The organism is Bacteroides sp. K03 (assembly GCF_019734355.1).
In the GTDB taxonomy this organism is placed as follows: Bacteria; Bacteroidota; Bacteroidia; order Bacteroidales; family Bacteroidaceae; genus Bacteroides; species Bacteroides nordii.
Genome location: NZ_JAASHC010000001.1, coordinates 68,175 through 86,721 on the forward strand (window position 1 = coordinate 68,175; position 18,547 = coordinate 86,721).

Annotated in this window: 16 protein-coding genes; 8 read left to right on the forward strand and 8 right to left on the reverse strand. The window is 37.0% G+C overall.

Annotated features, from left to right (window positions below):
- Positions 1-1,190: 1,190 nt before the first annotated feature.
- From HCG69_RS00215 to HCG69_RS00225, 3 genes are all read right to left on the reverse strand, one after another.
- Positions 1,191-1,793 (reverse strand): ORF6N domain-containing protein, encoded by a 603-nt coding sequence (locus HCG69_RS00215; protein WP_122201249.1) that lies wholly within the window; start codon positions 1,791-1,793, stop codon positions 1,191-1,193.
- Positions 1,794-1,909: 116 nt separating this feature from the next.
- Complete coding sequence (locus HCG69_RS00220) at positions 1,910-2,623, reverse strand: hypothetical protein (protein WP_221648346.1); 714 nt, start codon at positions 2,621-2,623, stop codon at positions 1,910-1,912.
- Between the two features lie 676 nt (positions 2,624-3,299).
- Positions 3,300-3,719: a hypothetical protein gene (locus HCG69_RS00225; RefSeq protein WP_007483089.1), complete on the reverse strand. Its 420-nt coding sequence runs from the start codon at positions 3,717-3,719 to the stop codon at positions 3,300-3,302.
- Between the two features lie 79 nt (positions 3,720-3,798).
- Here HCG69_RS00225 and HCG69_RS00230 point away from each other — a divergent pair, with 79 nt between their 5' ends.
- Genes HCG69_RS00230 through HCG69_RS00245 form a run of 4 tightly spaced genes read left to right on the forward strand, consistent with a single transcriptional unit; the run spans position 3,799 to position 5,049 of the window.
- Positions 3,799-3,945 (forward strand): hypothetical protein, encoded by a 147-nt coding sequence (locus HCG69_RS00230; RefSeq protein WP_007483091.1) that lies wholly within the window; start codon positions 3,799-3,801, stop codon positions 3,943-3,945.
- Between the two features lie 20 nt (positions 3,946-3,965).
- A complete protein-coding gene (locus tag HCG69_RS00235) occupies positions 3,966-4,430 on the forward strand; it encodes a phage tail tube protein (protein ID WP_007483092.1) in 465 nt (154 codons plus the stop codon).
- Positions 4,431-4,444: 14 nt separating this feature from the next.
- Positions 4,445-4,738, forward strand: coding sequence for a hypothetical protein (locus HCG69_RS00240; protein ID WP_122201245.1), 294 nt, complete (start codon positions 4,445-4,447; stop codon positions 4,736-4,738).
- 47 nt (positions 4,739-4,785) lie between these two features.
- A complete protein-coding gene (locus HCG69_RS00245; protein ID WP_255585216.1) occupies positions 4,786-5,049 on the forward strand; it encodes a hypothetical protein in 264 nt (87 codons plus the stop codon).
- A 4-nt stretch (positions 5,050-5,053) separates the two neighbouring features.
- On the opposite strand, the gene HCG69_RS00250 is transcribed toward HCG69_RS00245, so the two are convergent.
- Complete coding sequence (locus tag HCG69_RS00250) at positions 5,054-5,254, reverse strand: hypothetical protein (RefSeq protein WP_221648347.1); 201 nt, start codon at positions 5,252-5,254, stop codon at positions 5,054-5,056.
- A gap of 144 nt (positions 5,255-5,398) precedes the next feature.
- Here HCG69_RS00250 and HCG69_RS00255 point away from each other — a divergent pair, with 144 nt between their 5' ends.
- On the forward strand, positions 5,399-6,562 hold the full coding sequence (locus tag HCG69_RS00255) for an IS4 family transposase (RefSeq protein WP_221648348.1): 1,164 nt from the start codon (positions 5,399-5,401) through the stop codon (positions 6,560-6,562).
- 94 nt (positions 6,563-6,656) lie between these two features.
- On the opposite strand, the gene HCG69_RS00260 is transcribed toward HCG69_RS00255, so the two are convergent.
- From HCG69_RS00260 to HCG69_RS00275, 4 genes are all read right to left on the reverse strand, one after another.
- The gene (locus HCG69_RS00260; protein WP_122201243.1) at positions 6,657-6,857 is read right to left on the reverse strand and encodes a hypothetical protein; all 201 of its coding nucleotides are present in this window, start codon (positions 6,855-6,857) and stop codon (positions 6,657-6,659) included.
- A gap of 260 nt (positions 6,858-7,117) precedes the next feature.
- The gene (locus tag HCG69_RS00265) at positions 7,118-7,378 is read right to left on the reverse strand and encodes a hypothetical protein (RefSeq protein WP_122201242.1); all 261 of its coding nucleotides are present in this window, start codon (positions 7,376-7,378) and stop codon (positions 7,118-7,120) included.
- A gap of 334 nt (positions 7,379-7,712) precedes the next feature.
- Positions 7,713-7,922, reverse strand: a complete 210-nt coding sequence (locus HCG69_RS00270; protein WP_007483096.1) for a hypothetical protein — start codon at positions 7,920-7,922, stop codon at positions 7,713-7,715.
- Between the two features lie 75 nt (positions 7,923-7,997).
- Complete coding sequence (locus tag HCG69_RS00275) at positions 7,998-8,177, reverse strand: hypothetical protein (RefSeq protein WP_007483097.1); 180 nt, start codon at positions 8,175-8,177, stop codon at positions 7,998-8,000.
- Positions 8,178-8,209: 32 nt separating this feature from the next.
- On the opposite strand from HCG69_RS00275, the gene HCG69_RS00280 reads away from it, so the two are divergent.
- From HCG69_RS00280 to HCG69_RS00290, 3 genes are read left to right on the forward strand one after another with little or no spacing between them, the layout of a single operon-like run.
- Positions 8,210-10,438, forward strand: a complete 2,229-nt coding sequence (locus tag HCG69_RS00280; RefSeq protein ID WP_221648349.1) for a hypothetical protein — start codon at positions 8,210-8,212, stop codon at positions 10,436-10,438.
- 1 nt (position 10,439) lies between these two features.
- The gene (locus tag HCG69_RS00285) at positions 10,440-12,650 is read left to right on the forward strand and encodes a hypothetical protein (RefSeq protein WP_221648350.1); all 2,211 of its coding nucleotides are present in this window, start codon (positions 10,440-10,442) and stop codon (positions 12,648-12,650) included.
- Positions 12,634-18,540 carry a leucine-rich repeat domain-containing protein gene (locus tag HCG69_RS00290; protein WP_221648351.1) on the forward strand — a complete coding sequence of 1,969 codons (5,907 nt, stop codon included), beginning with the start codon at positions 12,634-12,636 and terminating at the stop codon, positions 18,538-18,540. Before HCG69_RS00285 ends, HCG69_RS00290 begins: the two co-directional genes overlap by 17 nt.
- Positions 18,541-18,547 lie beyond the last annotated feature (7 nt).

Consider the following 18,547-nt stretch of genomic DNA (forward strand, 5'->3'; position numbering starts at 1 on the left):
TCGATTGAGAATTATAATGTTGCTCGCATTAAAAAATCGAATTGATACAGGTGTATACTGTCGGTTACCTCATTTTCTATGTTAAATTTGTCCAGACTGGCAACATATTCAGGATAGTTTTATCCTATCAGTATAGATGGAGATTAGACATAAGAACATAAGAACAAATAAGCTGTTTATGGAGGTTATACAGAAAATGTGTTCTTTTGTTCTTATGTCTGAAAAATAATAATTAGTTCGTGTCTATTCAAAGTACATACTTACTTACAATTTGACAAAGTGACATTCCTGATCCTTTAGAATCCTCTAATTAAGGGAAGGTTTCTTGCAAGTAATAAAAATCTTCGGCATTTCTGGCTTCTATTATTCCTATTGTATGTTTTTTTGGAGAATTGCATGACAAAAACATCTTGTTTTTTTGATATTTATTACATAATTCAACTTTATGAAATTCTTTGATTATACTTTTAATAGTTAAGATTGGAGTGAATTTAGCCATCAGTTAGCGTCTGAAAACGTCTTTTTAGGCAGTTTTATTTTTTCTCGTAGAGTCTCGAGTCGTTTCTCTACGAGGTTCGAGTTGTTTCTCGTAGAGGAACCGAACTTATCATACCGGGAAAATTAGGATAACACGCCGAATAAATGTGCATGATTATCCAACTAAAGAAAGATTATACGATAGAATACGCATAATAATTGATATTATTATGCATTTTATTCTCTAATTGCAGTAATAATTAGAATAAGGGTGTCATGAAAATCAGCCATATAGGAACAAAAAGACAGGATAACTACATTTTTCGAAACCTTTATTAGTCCCATCACGATATTGCATTCAATGCCACCAATACCGGCTCGTCAGTCCATTCGAATTCCGTTTTTAACCTAAATAGCCAACGAACTATAAGATTGTACACTTTTACCATGCAATATTGTACACTCTTGTCATATAAGATTGTACATTCTTGTATAACAAAAGTGTACAATCTTATAAGTGTTGATTATCAGTCTGTTGCAAGTTCGTGGCCTTGTAAAGTAGATGAAGTGGTGTATGTCTTTCAGTGTCTTTTTATTTTAATTCGTTTCCTTTACCTATTCATGAAAGAACAATATACCTCTGGCTATTGTTTCTAATTCTCATATTCATTGATTTGTAAAATTTGTTTTATTTCTATTGGTCAATTATAGAATTACTTCCTAAAACCAATAGGATTACGAGGTTTAGATTGTTTCTTCTTGTCTGCCAACTGTGAGAGTGCAAGGTAAACGTTATCGAATTCTTTACGGTTATCCTCAGATAAATCATTGATGGCTTCTAACGTTTCTTCTCCCAGCCTTTCTATCATAGCAAATGCTTTCACTCCTTGATGTTCCAGTTCCTCAATACGATGTTTAAGGTACTCTATCTCTTTGGTATTACTTTCATTGGTTAAGACGAATTGTCGAACACTAACAAATGCGCGCATGATATTAATGTTCACCTTTACAGCAATGGGAGATCTTAATACGCTACTTAGCATAGCTACACCTTGTTCTGTAAAAGCAAAAGGAGCATAGGCACTAAAGTTATATTGGGGTGTGCCAGCTTGGAATACCCCACTGGAATACAGACTATTAGCTTCTTCTTTCGTTAATTGAAACATAAAATCTTCCGGAAAACGTTCCATGTTTCGTCTGACAGCACGTTTTAATAAACTCGTTTCTGTACTATACAATTTTGCCAGATCAAAGTCTAACATAACTCTACTTCCTCGTATCTCGTAGATCTTACTTTGAATTACTTGTAGTTCCATTTATTACCACTTATTATTGATCAGAGATTTTTATTCATTCGTCTCAGATATTTACTTTGATCAGGGGTGAGTAAGAATGTTTCAACTTATCGAAATCAACCTTGAACCTCGATTAATTAGTTCCCTTCAGTCATTGGTGGTATATCAAATGAGTTTGTCACGTCATTAAAGTAATAGTATTTTCCTTTTTCGAAAGATAATCCATAAAGATTAATAATAACTTTCTTTTTGTTTTTTCTTGTTACAACAATTTGATCGGATGCTTCAATGTCCTTACTTAGAAATATGTAATAGATTTCATCTTTTTTATTAAGGCTACAAGTGCTGTGTATATTACCAAGATATCCTGAGTATTCTATTGATGTGGTATTGCTTGCGTCAAATATCAGCATGAATGATGAGTGTTTAGCTGTCAATGTTATTGAAGTAGTTTCTTTTGTTATCGTAACTTTTTCATTAAATGACATAGACAGCGTATCAATAGACGCTTCAGAACTTGTAGGAATAGATGTACCATATATATTATAGGTTCCCTCTACTAATCTAATTCCATCCTTATTTCCCCAATACCCATTAATAGTTGTTGGTTTAGGCGTATCTTTTGTACTTAGGGATAATGAATAAGTTGTCGGAGTCAATAACTTGGTTTTTACATATTTATTATAGAAGTTAGTGTATAGATCTGCTCCGGATCTTGACATGCTTCCACTTTCCCAAAAATCATAATCAATGTTTACTGTTACTTCTTCTGGAACGAGGTTGTCCTGTTCTTCATTACTGCATCCGGCTATCGCCAATGTAGTCATCATTAATAATAAAATCTTTTTCATTGTTTGCATGTTAATAAGTTTGATATTTATTCCTGTTTCTTTAAACTATTGTAGTTGTTTACTGTATCATTCTAATCTTTGGAACAAGAAGTGAGAGTAATTGATAAGGAATAATGAGGATTGTTTCATAAGTTTGTGTGTTTTGATTAATATTGTGCAAATGTAATAAAAAATACAACAATATACAAACTTTTTTATAAATGTTTGAATAGGTTTCGTTAGGATGTTCCTTAATATTTTTGTGTTTCTTAATTATCAGGTGAGGTAACCACACTAAAAATTTATGAAAATAGAAGTTCATTCAAGTTGTTGTAGGCAGCTCATATGAACTTCTATTAATTGGGTGATGCTATCTATATCTGAGTTGTGGGAAGTATTATTTAATAGATAGTGAATGTTCCATTTCTTTTAGCCTTTCCAAAAAATTAGGATCCGCATAAGCGTTCAAGTAGTTGTAGAACGTTTTTTCTGAAATTAGATGCTTTGGCCAAATGTATCGTCTCAGGATTTCTCTGTTTGATAACCCCGATCGTGCATATGTGTCATATATATTGTTAACATCTCTGACTTTATTAATATAGCTGAAGCCTGTGCATTTTTTTTTCATTTTATGAATATTCTGAAAATTAATAATAGTAGTGTCTGTTTTTAATGCACGATTAGTTGAAACAACTTATTAGATTGTTAACTTGAATGTTTCCATACAATCTTTCACCTTTTCACTTTCATGATTTGTCAGGCTTTCTGTTCGCAGGAATCTACTTCGGTTTTCCAATTGCCATTCAGTTAGTAAACTGGCGATCCTGTCTGCCAGTTCAAATCCATGTAATGCAACTTGTGTGTCGTTTTCTGCGGTATATTCTATTATGTGCAGGCGTAACTGCACTTCACACGTTTGTTTGTTTCCACAAAGTGTTTTCCAGGTAGCTGGTAGGAATTCAATAAATACAGCTGGTGTTGGAAATGAGGCTTCGTTACCGGATTCGGTAATGGAAGTCTGCCAAAGATCAATGTGTTTCACTACTTTTTTTCCTGTTTCCGAATCGGTTAGTGTCTTTAGACAGTCTGTCACTGTCTCGAAAAGTTTTTTTCTCATAATAATTTATGTTTAAATTGTTTTTAATATTTCACTGTAAAGGTGCCTATTAATCGCTAATAAGAGAAATAACAGTGTAATGGTTACATACTTTTGTGTAACCATTACACTGTTATTTGTTTTTGAAATTTTACCCCGTTATGTTTGCATCATCGAAGCGATACGGACAGTACAGGTAGCCGTTACTGTTTCTGTTCGTTTTAATGATAAAACGGTAAATTATTAACAAATTTAATTTTTTAAATTATGGAAACTGGATATCAACATGGAAGTGATATGCTTGTGGGCATTGTAACCGGCGAAAACACATTCACTCCGCTGGGACACAGTAAAACGTGTACAATTACTAACAGTGCAGAAACAAAGGAACGGGCTGTGAAACCTACTCTTACTGAAAAAGCGACAGCTGACAATCCCGGTATGTGGAAAGAGAAGTCAGTCAGTGGTCTGTCTGTCAGTATTAGTGCCGAAGGTTTTAAGTTTTATGGTGATGAACTGGGGTACGACAAATTGTTTGAGTTGTGGGAAGCAGGCAAAGCTGTGAAAGTGCGCTATGCGTTGCGTGGTGAAGAGGCTACGAAATATCGTGAAGGAAATTTCATTATCACCAGTCTCGAAGAACAAGATCCGGGTGATGATGATGCCAGCTACACTATTTCAATGGAAAACAGTGGTCAGGTAGAATTGAAACTAATACCTACTGAAAAGTAAATCTTCACACAGATATGCACAAAGTGAAACTTTACGGAAAAGAGTATCCCAGTCGCATGACTATGGGTGCTATGATTGACTTTAAACGTCAAACCGGCAAGGATGTAAATGACATCGGTGCTGAGCTCGAACTGCTGACTCTATTTATGTTTTGTTGTGTACGTAGTGCTTGTCGTGCCGATGGAATAACATTTGACATGGAGTTTGATCACTTTGCCGATGGCATTAATCTGGAGGACTTTGCACAGTTCCAGGAAAACTTATCGGAAGGTGCTGAAGGCTCAAAAAAAAAGAAGATGAAAGCGTAACAGCAGAGGAACTGTTGGGCATTGCAATGGGGTGCATGGGAATGAGTATGAACGACTTTAGCCGGTGTACCCCATCTGAATTTTCTATAGCTTATAAAGTCTGGCAAGAAAAGGAACAACGATTAGAACGGGAGTCATGGGAACAAACCCGCTTTTTAGCTTGCTGTATGTTGCAACCTCATAGTAAGAGAAAGTTACTTCCTACTGATATTTGTAGGTTTTCATGGGAAAATCAACCACAAGATGAAAAGGAAGAATCTATTAGTACGAAAGATCGGTTTGACGAGATTGCAAAATTATGGGATAGATGAGATATTATGAATGGCGCTTGTGGTAGTTACCATCGTATTTATCTTCATCGCGTAGACGCTGTTTTAATTCTTCATCTTCTTTCTTTTTCTTTTCATTTTCTCGTTTTTGGGCTTTTTCTATACCGTCTGCAATAGTTTCTTTACGAAAACTATAATTGCAATAACCAATAAATAATACTAGTACGATAATTATAAGAACTTCCATATTATTAAATAATTTATATCACTACTGTCCCGTAAAAGAGGATAAATAGTTCTTTGAAATGATTGAAATATAGTCTATTAGACATGCTTTTCTAAGCGCGACGATTTGAAATCATATCTTTGAGGTCGATTAAAGCGGTCTCAAATGCACCAAGACAAATACGTTTTCGCTCAGTTAGTAGAATTCTTGAACAATGATAAGTTCAGAAGGCTCGTAGACAAGTACGATGGCAATCGATATGTGAAACATTTCGCTTGCTGGAACCAGTTACTTGCAATGATGTTCGGTCAACTCAGTAATCGTGAAAGTCTTCGTGATTTGATTGTAGCTTTGGAGGCCCATCAAGGAAAGCGTTATCATTTGGGGTTGGGTCGTGAACCCATTGCCAAAACCACGCTTGCATCAGCCAATCAGAATCGAGATTATAGAATCTTCGAAGACTTTGCTTTCTACATGATGAAGGAAGCATGTGAAAAACGAGTTACTAATATCTTGGATATTCCAGGAAGAAAGTATGCGTTTGATTCCACTACGATTCCTTTATGTTTGGCTACATTCCCTTGGGCGAAGTTCCGCAAGAAGAAAGGTGGAGTTAAGGCCCATGTCCTTTATGACATAGAAGCACAAATACCAACCTTTTATACAGTAACTACAGCATCCAGGCATGATTCAACAGCAATGTCCGCTATTAATTATGAGCCAAATGCTTATTATATATTCGACAGAGCTTATGACTCGTTTAAGGAACTTTATCGGATTCACCTTACAGGTTCTTTCTTTGTAGTCAGAGCGAAGTCTAATCTGAAGTGCAAGTTCTGTAAATGGAAGCGTAGAATGCCCAAGAATATCCTTTCAGATGCGGAAGTGAAACTGATCGGGTACACCTCTGAAAAGAAGTATCCTGAATCATTCAGAGTCATCCGTTTTTATGATGAAGAGGATGAACGTGAATTCACTTTCCTGACGAATGCCAAACACATTTCTGCACTTGATGTTGCCAATCTTTATAAAAAGAGATGGCTCGTGGAACTATTCTTCAAATGGTTGAAGCAGCATCTTAAGGTAAAAAGGTTCTGGGGTACCACAGAGAATGCTGTTCGAATACAGATTAGTGTTGCTATCATCACCTATTGTTTGGTAGCTATTGTCCAACATGATATGCAGTTGAATCGTTCAACTTATGAGGTCTTACAGATTCTTAGCATCTCATTGACGGATAAAACTCCTTTACAAGGACTGTTCAATAAGACTAATTTCAATGATGTCAAAGAGCAATTTAATCCCCTTATTCAGGGATTATTTGATTAATTATTAACGCGTCCCGATTTTAACGGGACACTAATGAATTTATATGACAAAATATGAATAATAAGATATTTATGCAAGGAAATTAATAATGCATTTATGAATGGCGTTTACGATAATCATTATCGTATTTATCCTCGTCACGAAGCCGTTGTTCTAATTCTTCAGCTTCTTTTTTAGCACGTTCTTCTTTCTTGAGCTTCTTAAAAAGAAGCTCTATGATACTATCGCTAGAACAATAATGTAAAATACCAAATATGGCGATTACAATGAGTGATGTTATTAAAATTTCTTTCATTGTTAGTTCTATATTAAACTGTGTGGTAAGAATAAGTAATAATTAAAATTATATTTATAATGTATGTTGGCATATTTTTAATACTCATTTCTTGACTTATTCTTTATAATATTTAGTTTTCACTTTCTGGATATATGAGGAACAAGCAACAACAGTGGTTAATAACCCCTAATAATGTTTTCATATTGAAAGATAAATAAATTTCAAATATATGTATAATAAAATAGTATACAAAATTTCTATTGGAATAAATGAAAATATTATGAATGGCGCTTGCGATAATCATTATCGTATTTGTCTTCATCGTGTAGACGTTGTTTTAACTCTTCATCTTCTTTTTTTTCTTTCTCTTTCTCTTCTTTTTTCTCTTTTAGGGCATTTTTTATAGCTTCTTTTATAATAGCTTTTTCACCACTAACGGAACTGATGATGAGAAAAATTACAATAATAATAAATATGATAGCAGCCCCATAACCTTCGGATATAATAAAAAGTAATTGTAATATTGGGATTGTACACATAGTATAATGAATTTATATTAATAGAACAAATATATGAGAAATAATCCATCTGACATAGGGTCACTATTAGAAGATAATGTATTAATAGAAAAAAACTGAGCAGTTAGCCAAATTTCGTCTTGAGGTTGATTGCCTTAAAGCTAATATAATTGATATAACTGGAAATTTAGCAGTTTATGGCGTCTACAATAGTTTCTTTACGAAAACTATAATTGCAATAACCAATAAATAATATTAGTACGATAACTCTATAAGAACTTTCATATTATTAAATAATTTATATGACAAGATATGAATAGTAAGATAGAATTGTGTAAGGAAATTGATAATGCATTTATGAATGGCGTTTACGATAATCATTATCGTATTTATCCTCCTCACGAAGCCGTCGTTCTAATTCTTCTGCTTCTTTTTTCTTTTTCATACGTTTTTTTTCTTCGATTGTTTTACGAAAATATTTGTGAACCGGATCTTCAGGTATAATTGCGGCTAAACTACCGAAAATCACTACAGACATGAGTATGAGAATGAGTAATGTTTGCATGTTGAAAGATAAATAAATTCAAATATATGAATAATAAAATAGTATACAAAATTTCTATTGAAATAAATGAAAATATTATGAATGGCGCTTGCGATAATCATTATCGTATTTGTCTTCATCGTGTAGACGTTGTTTTAACTCTTCATCTTCTTCTTTTCTTTTCTTTTCTTTTGAAGAAGACGAAATATCATTAAGAAAAGAGTTTATACCTAAACAAAGAATTAAAAAGATGATCGTACCTATGATAAAATTCATAATTATATAAATTAAATTAATACTTCAAATATATGAATAATAAGATAGAATATCAAATATTATTTGATGTAAAAGAGAATATGAAAATGGCTTCAAGGTCATTGGATGAATTTACAAAGGCAGTAGAATCTGTTACTGGTGTATGTAAAAAAATGGAAGACGTAGCTATTAGTTGCTTTGAATCGTTGTCGAATTATGCAAAGTTATTTCAACGTTATTCAAATGATTTTCAGTTTTTTTCTGAAAGTACAGACTCTACATCAAAAAAAATGCAGGAGTTCCAAAATGAACTAAAACAACTGAAGCTTAAATTTATAGATATTACAGGAGATTCAGCTAAGTTTTTTTCGTTATTTAATGAATATATTCCTATAATGACTTTTTTTGCGAAAGGATTAAAGCGAATGAGTAGTTCTTTTAATCTCGTATCCACTGCTCAAAATGCTTATAATGGAGTTATTATTTGGGGACAACGTGCCCTTTATATCTACCAGATGCAAGTACTATTGGCTCGTGCTGCCATCGCCACCACTACCGGTGCAACGAAAGCTATGAATATTGCCATAGCTTCCAGTCCTTATCTTATAGCTGCTGCCGCTGCTGCAACTCTTGGAATTGCAATATACAAATTAGCATTAGGTAATAGCGAAACAGCAAAAGCACAGAAGCGCTTAGATGAAGCAATGACCGACATGAATAAAGAGGTATCTACGGAGCAGAATTCTTTGGATACACTTTTTGGTAGTTTGTATAAAGCTAAGGAAGGAACAAATGAATGGAAACGGGCGAAAGATAAAATTCAGGAAAAGTATGGAGATTATCTAAGTCAGTTAGGAATAGAGATAACCAATGTAGACACTGCACGTGTAGCCTATAGTAAACTGAGTACAGCTATTCTTGAAACAGCCCGTGCCCGTGCCAGCGAACGTGCTTTATCCTCGGCAGGAGATGCATTGGCTGATAAAGAAGGTCAGAATCTCACAAAAATGCGTCAGGTACTTACGGAAGAATATGGTGAAGAGACTGGTAACCGGGTATTTGAGGGTATAGCTGCCAGTATTCGGAGAGGAGATAAAGAAATTCCGGAACGATGGATGCAATTTGTCCGTAAGTTGAATAAAACAGTTGTACAGAGTTATGGAACCGCCGGCCAGGCTTCTTCTTATATTGACAATCCGGTTACGCCTTATATATATAGTATGCAGTCTGCCCGAAAGGATTATGAAAAAGAAGTGAAACGGATAAATGCGGTTTTAGGCTCTCCACTTCAAAAACCTGATACGAATACGATAACAGAGAAACCAAAATCAGTCTTCTCTTCAGAGTCGGATACTCCTGCTAAAGGAAGTATTGCAGCTATGAAAAAGGAACTTTCCGAATTGGAAAAAAGTTTGTCAAATACTACAGTTGGTACGGCTTCTATAGATATTCAGTTGAAAATTGATAGCCTGAAAAAACAAATAGCAGGTGCAGAAGACTGGATTGAAAGAGAAACCTTCAAAAAAGAGTATGGTGAGATATCTATTCCGATAGATTTTACACCTGTAGGGGGTAGTATTAGTGGGATGGTAGAGCGCTTACAGAATGATTCCATAAAAGACAATCCGGGAATGAGATCTTCCATGTTGACACAAGAAGGGTTTAAGGATATGAAATTGCCGGAGCCGGAGGTGCCAAATATGGAAAAACCACTTTCCAATATGGAGAGGTGGAATATGGCAGTGGATGAAATGGGAGAGAGAAATGCTAATATGATTGATGGGCTGGGATCTATGGGTACAGCCATGGGAAGTATTGGTGATCTTATTGGAGGGGCAGCCGGGCAATGGCTTGATTGGGGAGCCAATTGTGTTCAAGCGATAGGAGCGGCTATACCACAAATTTTGGCATTATGTACAGCACAAGGGACACAGGTTGCAGCAAATACAGCAGCAGCAGGTACGGGTGCAGCATCGGCTATGGCTAGTATTCCATTTGTTGGACCGATCTTAGCCATTGCCGCTGTTGCTAGTGTTTTGGCTGCATTGGCTTCTATTCCAAAATTTGCGGCAGGCGGTTTAGCTTATGGTCCTACTCTCGGGCTTTTTGGCGAATATTCCGGAGCACAAAATAATCCGGAAGTAGTGGCTCCGCTCAATCGATTGCGTAATATGTTACAACCTGCCGGAGGTATAGGGGGGGAAGTTGAGTTTGTAATAGACGGACGGGTTCTTCGTGGAATATTGAATAAAGTAGATAGGATTAATCAACGTACAAAATAATATGGAAAAATATCTTAGATATAAAGGTGAATTCTTCAGTATAGCTGGTGTTTTATGGCGAGCTGAGATATGGCAGGATGCCGAGGAAAAATATGCAACTATCGGGCGTTTGGATTTTCCGGCAGATGATCCATTGGTAATAGAGTGGGGAGAAACAGACAAATTAGAGCCGGTTCAAAGTAGTAAGGCTACTTTAACTGTTGTAAGCCGGGTAGATAGACAGTATAAAGACCTGTATACTGTTGATACGGGTAGTATCCGCATGGATGTATATCGTGACGATACACTTTATTGGAGTGGAACACTGGATACGGAACTTTATGAAGAACCTTTTTCCTATGAAAAGGAGTATGAGGTTACATTAACATTTAGTGATTTTGCTGTATTAGACCGATTGAAGTTTCAAGAGGACGGATTTCTGACTCTTTTAGAGCTTTTTCAGAAAGCATTACATAATTCTTTTATAAATATCCGGGGTATACAACAATATATTTCTACTTCTCGAGCAGGAGATACTTCATCAGAAACTCTTCTTTCTCATACTTGTATTAACTGTGGTAATTTTTATGATGAAGATGGAGAGCCAATGACATGGAGAACCGTATTGGATGAAACATTGAGGCCATTTGCAATGAGGATGATACAGCGATCCGGAGATGTGTTTATATATGATTTGAATGCTATACAAGATACCTTTGAACCGGAATTAATACATTGGGAAGGAAAGGATGCTGTGCTTGGAGTAGATGCTGTATATAAAAGTGCGAAGGTATCTTTTAGTCCGTATGATAAGACAGAACTTATGAAGCAAGAAGTCATAACAGAGGGTTTATCTCCTTTTGCTACTGATCTGCTTGTGCGTACGGATTATTCTGTGGGTAGTGATGACCTTATGAATGCTTCGGAAGGTTTCTATATGGATCTTTTTCAATCTGTACCGGCACCAAAGGGGCTTTTTATACATAAATATGCGATGCTTTTCAAAATAGATCCGGTTTTCTCCAATTATGAAGGTGAAGGAGTGGCCTGGATTGTAAAAATTAGAGCTAATCAATATGGTCTGTATAATACGATAGTGAATAATTCGCTATTCACTAATTATGAAACGTTGATAAAAATAGATAAAAAAATAGATGTTCCTAATGTTCTTTCATCAGTATCTTACGGTAAGAAAAGGCAACGTTTGTTGCGACTTAAGATGGGAGTATTACTTGATGTCCGTTATAATCCATTTGAAACATCCGGAGATTATAATGAGCAAGGGGATTATGAAAAGATGCGAACTAAAATCAGATGTGTACATATTCCTTTTAGAATGCGTATAAGAAATGCAGAGGGAATTGTAATGAAACATTATGCAAATGTTTCTTATGATAAGGAAATTGGCGTTTCTTATGGTGGTAACCAACGTTGGGTAGATGGAGATTATCCGGAAACTAATAAACCTAATAGACCGTATGCTGTACTCTCTTATTATACTCCTCCGCGTGAAGATAAATTGACTAAGGCTGAATATCCGGGAGGATGGATGGAAAACCATCAATGTGTACAATATCCACATTTTTCTTTATGTCATTTATACGATATAATGGGGGCAGGTGAATATATCTCTATACCGAAAAATGTACAAGGCACGATAGAAGTAGAAATAGGTACAGGAATATTTAATCAAGGTTCATCGGGCTACTCTAATAGTGATATAGCACAGCATCCGGTATTTGATGGCTTTGCAGAAAAAGTTCGTTGGTTGCTTTATAAAACACCTACTTTGGATATAGTTGATGGTTATGGCAAAGAAATTGAAACTAAGGATATAGAATATTCCTCATGGGTAAATACTTCTGCAAAAGAGGACTTGGATATAGACACCTTTTTAGGAAATAGTGGAGATTTGAAGGTGTGTGGATTGGGGATACTGTTACGGAAAGAAGATTATAATCCTGTAGTAAAATTTAGCCGTGCAGGAGTTACAGATTATATAGAAAAGTTACTCATGGGAACTGTATACAGCCAATACAGTCATCGAATGAATATGTTGACCGGTACGGTTCGATTACTTAATGATTTTGGATTGTATACAGATCTTAGTGAGCCGGGTAATTATATGATAGTTAGTGATGTGCAGCATGTAATAACTGAAGAAAGTGAAGTGAAATTAGTACAGGTAGAACCAGATTATTTTGAGGGGATAGATTATGAAAAAACAATATAATGTTCTAACAGTAACCAGAGAAGCAAAAGCACGGAGTAAAAGGTTACAAAAAGTCGGAATTAGTGGTGGAAGTGTTAACGTTAATATGAACACTTCTTCGGTATCAGGAGATGGACATACTCATGAAAATTTGTTAACATTGGATAAGATATCTATTGATGATGATAATTATTTGCATTTGAAGACTTCTGTTCTTGATGATGATAGTGGGGAGGTAGTGAATATTGATGAGAAAGTAAAAGCTGGCTATTCTGATGCTGCTGCTTATTCTGATGAAGCCGCTCATGCTAATAAAGCAGCCTATGCGGATATAGCATATGATTTGGATATAGATAGTCCGGTTAATGAACGATTTTTACGTAAAGATCAGGCAGATGGTACTGATTATTTATTGGAACTTAACGGAGGAATTATTGTACGTTCATCAAAGACAGCATCGCAATTTCATTCTGTACTATCTGATGGATTAATAGAAGAGAGTAACATGGGTATGTCAGCCAATATCATCGAAGAGAGTGATGATGATTCACAGCCCCTTTCTGTTGCATTGATAGAAGTTCCGGCAAGTGACGGAGCCACCACGCTTGGCGGGTTACGCAATGTAGACGATACTGCCGATACATTTTCGGATACGGATGATATTCTGGTTCGTAAAGCCGGTACGAAAGAGTGGGCTGTAGAGAGATTGATACGTAGCGGCTGGATTCCCGTTAATACAACTTCCGAAAGAGATGCACTTGATACCTCTTATCTGCTCAAAGGATGCGTATGCTATGTATTTAATGAGGATGCACTATATAAGTGGACAGGAACTGCCTGGGAAAAGAAAGAGTTAGGCGGAGGAGGCTCTACCGGGATACAACGTAATGTACGTATTACGAATAACCTTGATAGCAAGAATATCTCGGCAAGTAAAGGGGAACCTTGCTTTTTGAAGTTCACCTTTGTTTCTCAGGAACGCTATGACTCCGGTGAAGCTTATGAAGATACGGGAGAACGTGGAGTGTGCCTGATATCAGTGAAGAGCAGTAATAGTGATGAATATGCAGTGGTCAAACAGCTATCTGTTAATTCTGCAGTTCCAACTACTATTGATGTAGCTGAGTTTTTGACTTCCGGAGTTAATAATGTGATGATTAAAGTGACGGGAACAGTGACGGAGGTTACTACACCGGCATTTGTGTACACCGTTCAGCTCACTTCATTATCTGTTGATGCCGGTAACTTTAAATGGTGGACAGCTTATACCGGTAACGTGACACTTCCTCTTTATATTGGTGGCAATGTATCTAAAACTCTGTATGTAAATATATCCGGTACAGATTATAATGAGTCTTATGAGGTGGCTTTAGGTACAAGTGTATATGTGGAAACTGCTTACAATTATGCCATTCCTCATCCCGGAAAGACCGGAGTGTTCCGAATATCTGCTTATGTGTCAAATTCTGATGGGAGTATAAAGACGAAGACGCTGTCTTTCAATGTAATTTGTGCTGTTCCGGGCGAACAAGTCAAGCTGGTGGCAGTGAATAATGCATTGGTCAAAGCTATCAACTGGTCCGAGAATACTCTGTTTGAGTATGCCATGTACGATGGTGATAATGTGGCTACTTCTGCACAGTTTGTAGTGAAGCAGGATAGTATGTCTGTATTTGCCTCAACCGAGGATAATATTGCCTGTTCGACTAAACATACTTTCTCTTTTCCGATGGAAATTGAAACAATGGATAACACAGATTTTGAAATTGTGACTCATATTCTGGATGGGGAAACGGAGCTGGTAAGTCCGATCTCTTTCTCTGTGAACAACTCTTTGGGATATTCTGCTGTGGCAGGTTCGGTGTTTTACATGAATCCGAAGACACGTTCCAACAGGCAGGAAAACTATAAGTCGATCATCAATGAGGTAGATGGTTCCGGTATAACCGGAGTCTGGAAAAATCTGAACTGGGGTAATGATGGTTGGATGACGGATATGGATGGAAATAAAACCCTCCGACTACTTGCAGAATCTATGCTGACAATGGACTACAAACCTTTTGAGGTAGAATGCGCACGCAAGGGTAAAACCATTGAAGTGGATTACAGGATTGATAATGTGACGGATTATACGGAGCCTGTTATTACGATTTCATCTGCTTCGGGAGATTCCTTTGTGGGGCTTAATATATATGCCGATGAGATTATTATGCATTCTCAGTCACTCAAAAATGAGGATATACAGAGCTTGCATACATTTGAAGGAAAACGTACACGTCTGGCACTGACTATTCTTCCGGATGCATACGGGAACTCCGGATTCAATCTGTGTATTCTCTATGTAAACGGGGTGAAGAATCGTGAGTTTACCTATGAAAGTAATGATTACTTTGCGCATAGTGGCGGTATTGTTATTGGATCTGAATATGCGGATGTGGATATTTATGGAATACGTGTTTACGACTCCGGATTAACCTCACAGGGGGTGATGACCAACTATATCAACTGGCTATCCGATATAAATGAGAAAACGGCCGCCAAAGCAAATAATGATATTTTTGACTCAAATGGTTCGGAGATCGACTTTGAAAATACGAAAGATCAGTTTAATGTGATAGTATATGACAACACGATTCCTTCTATGGCCGATCAGACCTCGCGGGTAGGTACACTGGAGGTATTTTTCTACGATCATCCCGACTGGAATGTGTCAATCAGCAATGTGACAGCCAAAGGACAGGGAACTTCTTCTATGAAGTACTGGATATGGAATACCCGTTATCAGCTCGATAAAGTGAATTCTGTGGTAACACATGCCGATGGGACTACTTCTGCAAAGAAGTGGCAGATGACGCCTTTTCTTCCTGCAGGACAGAAGTTCACGGCAAAGAAGAATTTTGCTTCCTCTATGCATTCACATAAGATAGGTTCGGTCAACTCTTATGATGACCTGTATCGGGAAGTGGGCTTGCTGAATGAGGCGATGAAGACAGAGAAATATGCAAATGCACGTGTGGCTGTTTATCAGATTCCATTTGTATGTTTTGAAAAACAGGTAAATGATGAGGGTGAAACGATTTATATATTCAGAGGGTTGTATACTTTCGGACCGGATAAAGGGGATAAATATACGTTTGGATTTGATACGGATCTGTTCCCGGATCTTTTGAGCATTGAAGGATCGGATAACTCTCCATTGTGTACTTTGTTTCGCGTCCCGTGGAATAACAACGTGTTTTACAACGAAGACAAAGAGGCATGGCAGTATAATGGTGCAAATTCATGGAACTTCGGTGAGGGGGAACTGGATAAAATCTCTAAATTCATTCCTGCTTATAATATGGTTTATCAGTGTTCTCCACGTCTGAAACCCTTTAATGGCACATTGGATGAACTGAATGCCCAGGTGATAACGTATCGCAATGAGCCTTATGAATTTTGGATAGCCAAAGAGGGGGATGTAAACCTATATAATGTGTACTATTTTGAGTCCTCACAAAATAAATTTATTCCTTCTGATATAGGTAATGGCACGATAAATCTTGTCTCTCAGCTTGTGGATAAAGGGTATGGATTGGGGACTGCCGATCTGGAAAACAAAACGGGCGATGAACTGAATATGCTTTTTGTCAATGCCCGCATTGCTAAGTTCAGGAAAGAAGCTCCGCAGTATTGGGATGTGGAGGATACGTTGTTTTTTATGAATAATGTAGAATTTAATGCAGGTACGGATGAGCGTGCAAAGAATACGTATCCTTACTGTTTTGGAACGGAAACATCGAAGTGGAGATGGCGTGTAGATGATGCTGATACCCGCTTTGATACTACCAACCGGGGATTGCCGGACAAAGAATATAGTGTAGAAACACATGATGTGGACAAAACGGGAGCTTCCATCTGGAACGGTGAGACAAACAACTTCTTTAATCTGATGGAACTGGCTTTTCCGGATGAGAAGATAACAAGTATGCGCAAAATGATGACAGCCATGCAAACACTTGGTGGCTTGAAGAGCGGTAATGACCTGGAGAAGATTTACGCATTTTATCAGAAGTATTTCTTTGACAATGCACAGGAGTATTTCCCGGAGAACGCTTATAATGCGGATGCAAAGTATTGTTATGAGAATGGTAAGCTTGCTTATAATGCGGGAAAATACTCCAATGATACCGATCCTATCACACAGAGTCTTGGCGATCATTATCTGGCAGAACAGAGGTGGATAACCAAGCGCATCTTGTATATGATGTCTAAATATAGTTTTGGGACTTTCAGTGCCGGAGGGACAGATACAATCACTGTTCGTGCTGCCGGAAATACCATAAAGTATGAATTGACTCCGGCTATGGATATGTATCCGGCAATAGCCAATGGTACGTCAATTATCCGGGGGACACGTACGAAGTCCGGTGATGTTTGTGAAATGGAGATAGAACTGTCCGGGTCCGGTGATCAACAGAATGCTATTCAGGGGGCCTCTTATCTGCAGGATATAGGTGACTGGCATAATAAGAATGTACAGGGATCGATGATAATTCAGGGACAGATGTTACGTGATATCCGATTGGGTAGTAAGACAGAACCTATTGTCATCTCTATTTCGTCGTTGACTATTTCTAATTGCGTATCCTTACAACGGCTGCTATTGTCGAATATATCTACATTGGCCGGTACGTTGAATCTGGCAGCTTGTACACATTTGCAGGAGGTACATGCGGATGGAACATCGCTTGTACAAGTTATTCTTCCTGCTGGTGGTGGTTTGCGTACGGTGGAGTTTAGTGCATACAATCAATATCTGACGCTGGCAAACTATCCTTTGATGACCAATGAAGGTGTGGGAATTGACTTGTGTAAAGGGATTATCACTGACTTCTTTGTGGTCGATTGTCCACGCATTGATCCGATGAGGCTGCTTGTAGATATAATGAATACACAAGATGATCAGGGAGGAGCACATGCTTTGAAGCGCATACGTGCCGTTGGATTTGATGAGAACTATGAGAGTTCGGAGATGTTGGATAAACTGGCACAACTGGCGGATGGCTCCTATTCTGGTTTGAGTAGTGAAGGACTTTCCGGTGAGGACGACTATCCGGTGTTGGACGGTACGTTGAATATCAATGCAAATTGCTATGAAGATTCTATTGAGGCTTTGAAAAATACGTTTAAGAAGTTGGTATTGAATATAACGGGTGAATACTATACTAGGTTTAAGGATAGTTTTGTACAAAACCTTATTGCCACTCACTATGGAGACGGTATAGGTACGAAAATAGAACAGATAAAGATTGTTTCTTCATTTGATGGGATCTTTAGGGACCGAACGGAAATAAAATCTTTTGATGAATTTGAGTTATTTATAGGATATACAACTGGTGCATGGGATGTGTTTAGTGGTTGCCTGTCATTACGGTCTGTAAAACTTCCTTTGCAATTAAAAATAGTATCTGGATGTATGTTTTATGGATGCGAAGCATTAAATAGCATTAATCTGGAAAATATTGAAGAAGTTCAGAGATCAGCATTTTATAAATCAGGATTAGAAACAGTTATTTTAGATAATGTCGTAACATTGGGGGCAAGTATCTTTTCCACTTGTCAGCGTTTATCTTTTGTCAGGATAGGGAACAGATGCGAGACTCTAAGTAATTGCTTCTGGCAGTGCACCTCTCTGACAAATGTAGACCTCGGAAATTCGATTAAATTAATAAACTATGAATTTCAGCATTCCCCTTTGAATGAAGTAATAATCAGAGCTGTTGTTCCTCCTATGGTTGTAAAATCGTTTCAGATGATAGAACCAACATGTAAGTTTTATGTTCCCGATACTTCTGTGGATGTTTATAAAACAGCTTCCAACTGGAGTCAATATGCAAATAAAATTTATCCATTATCAGAAAAAATATAAAAGATTA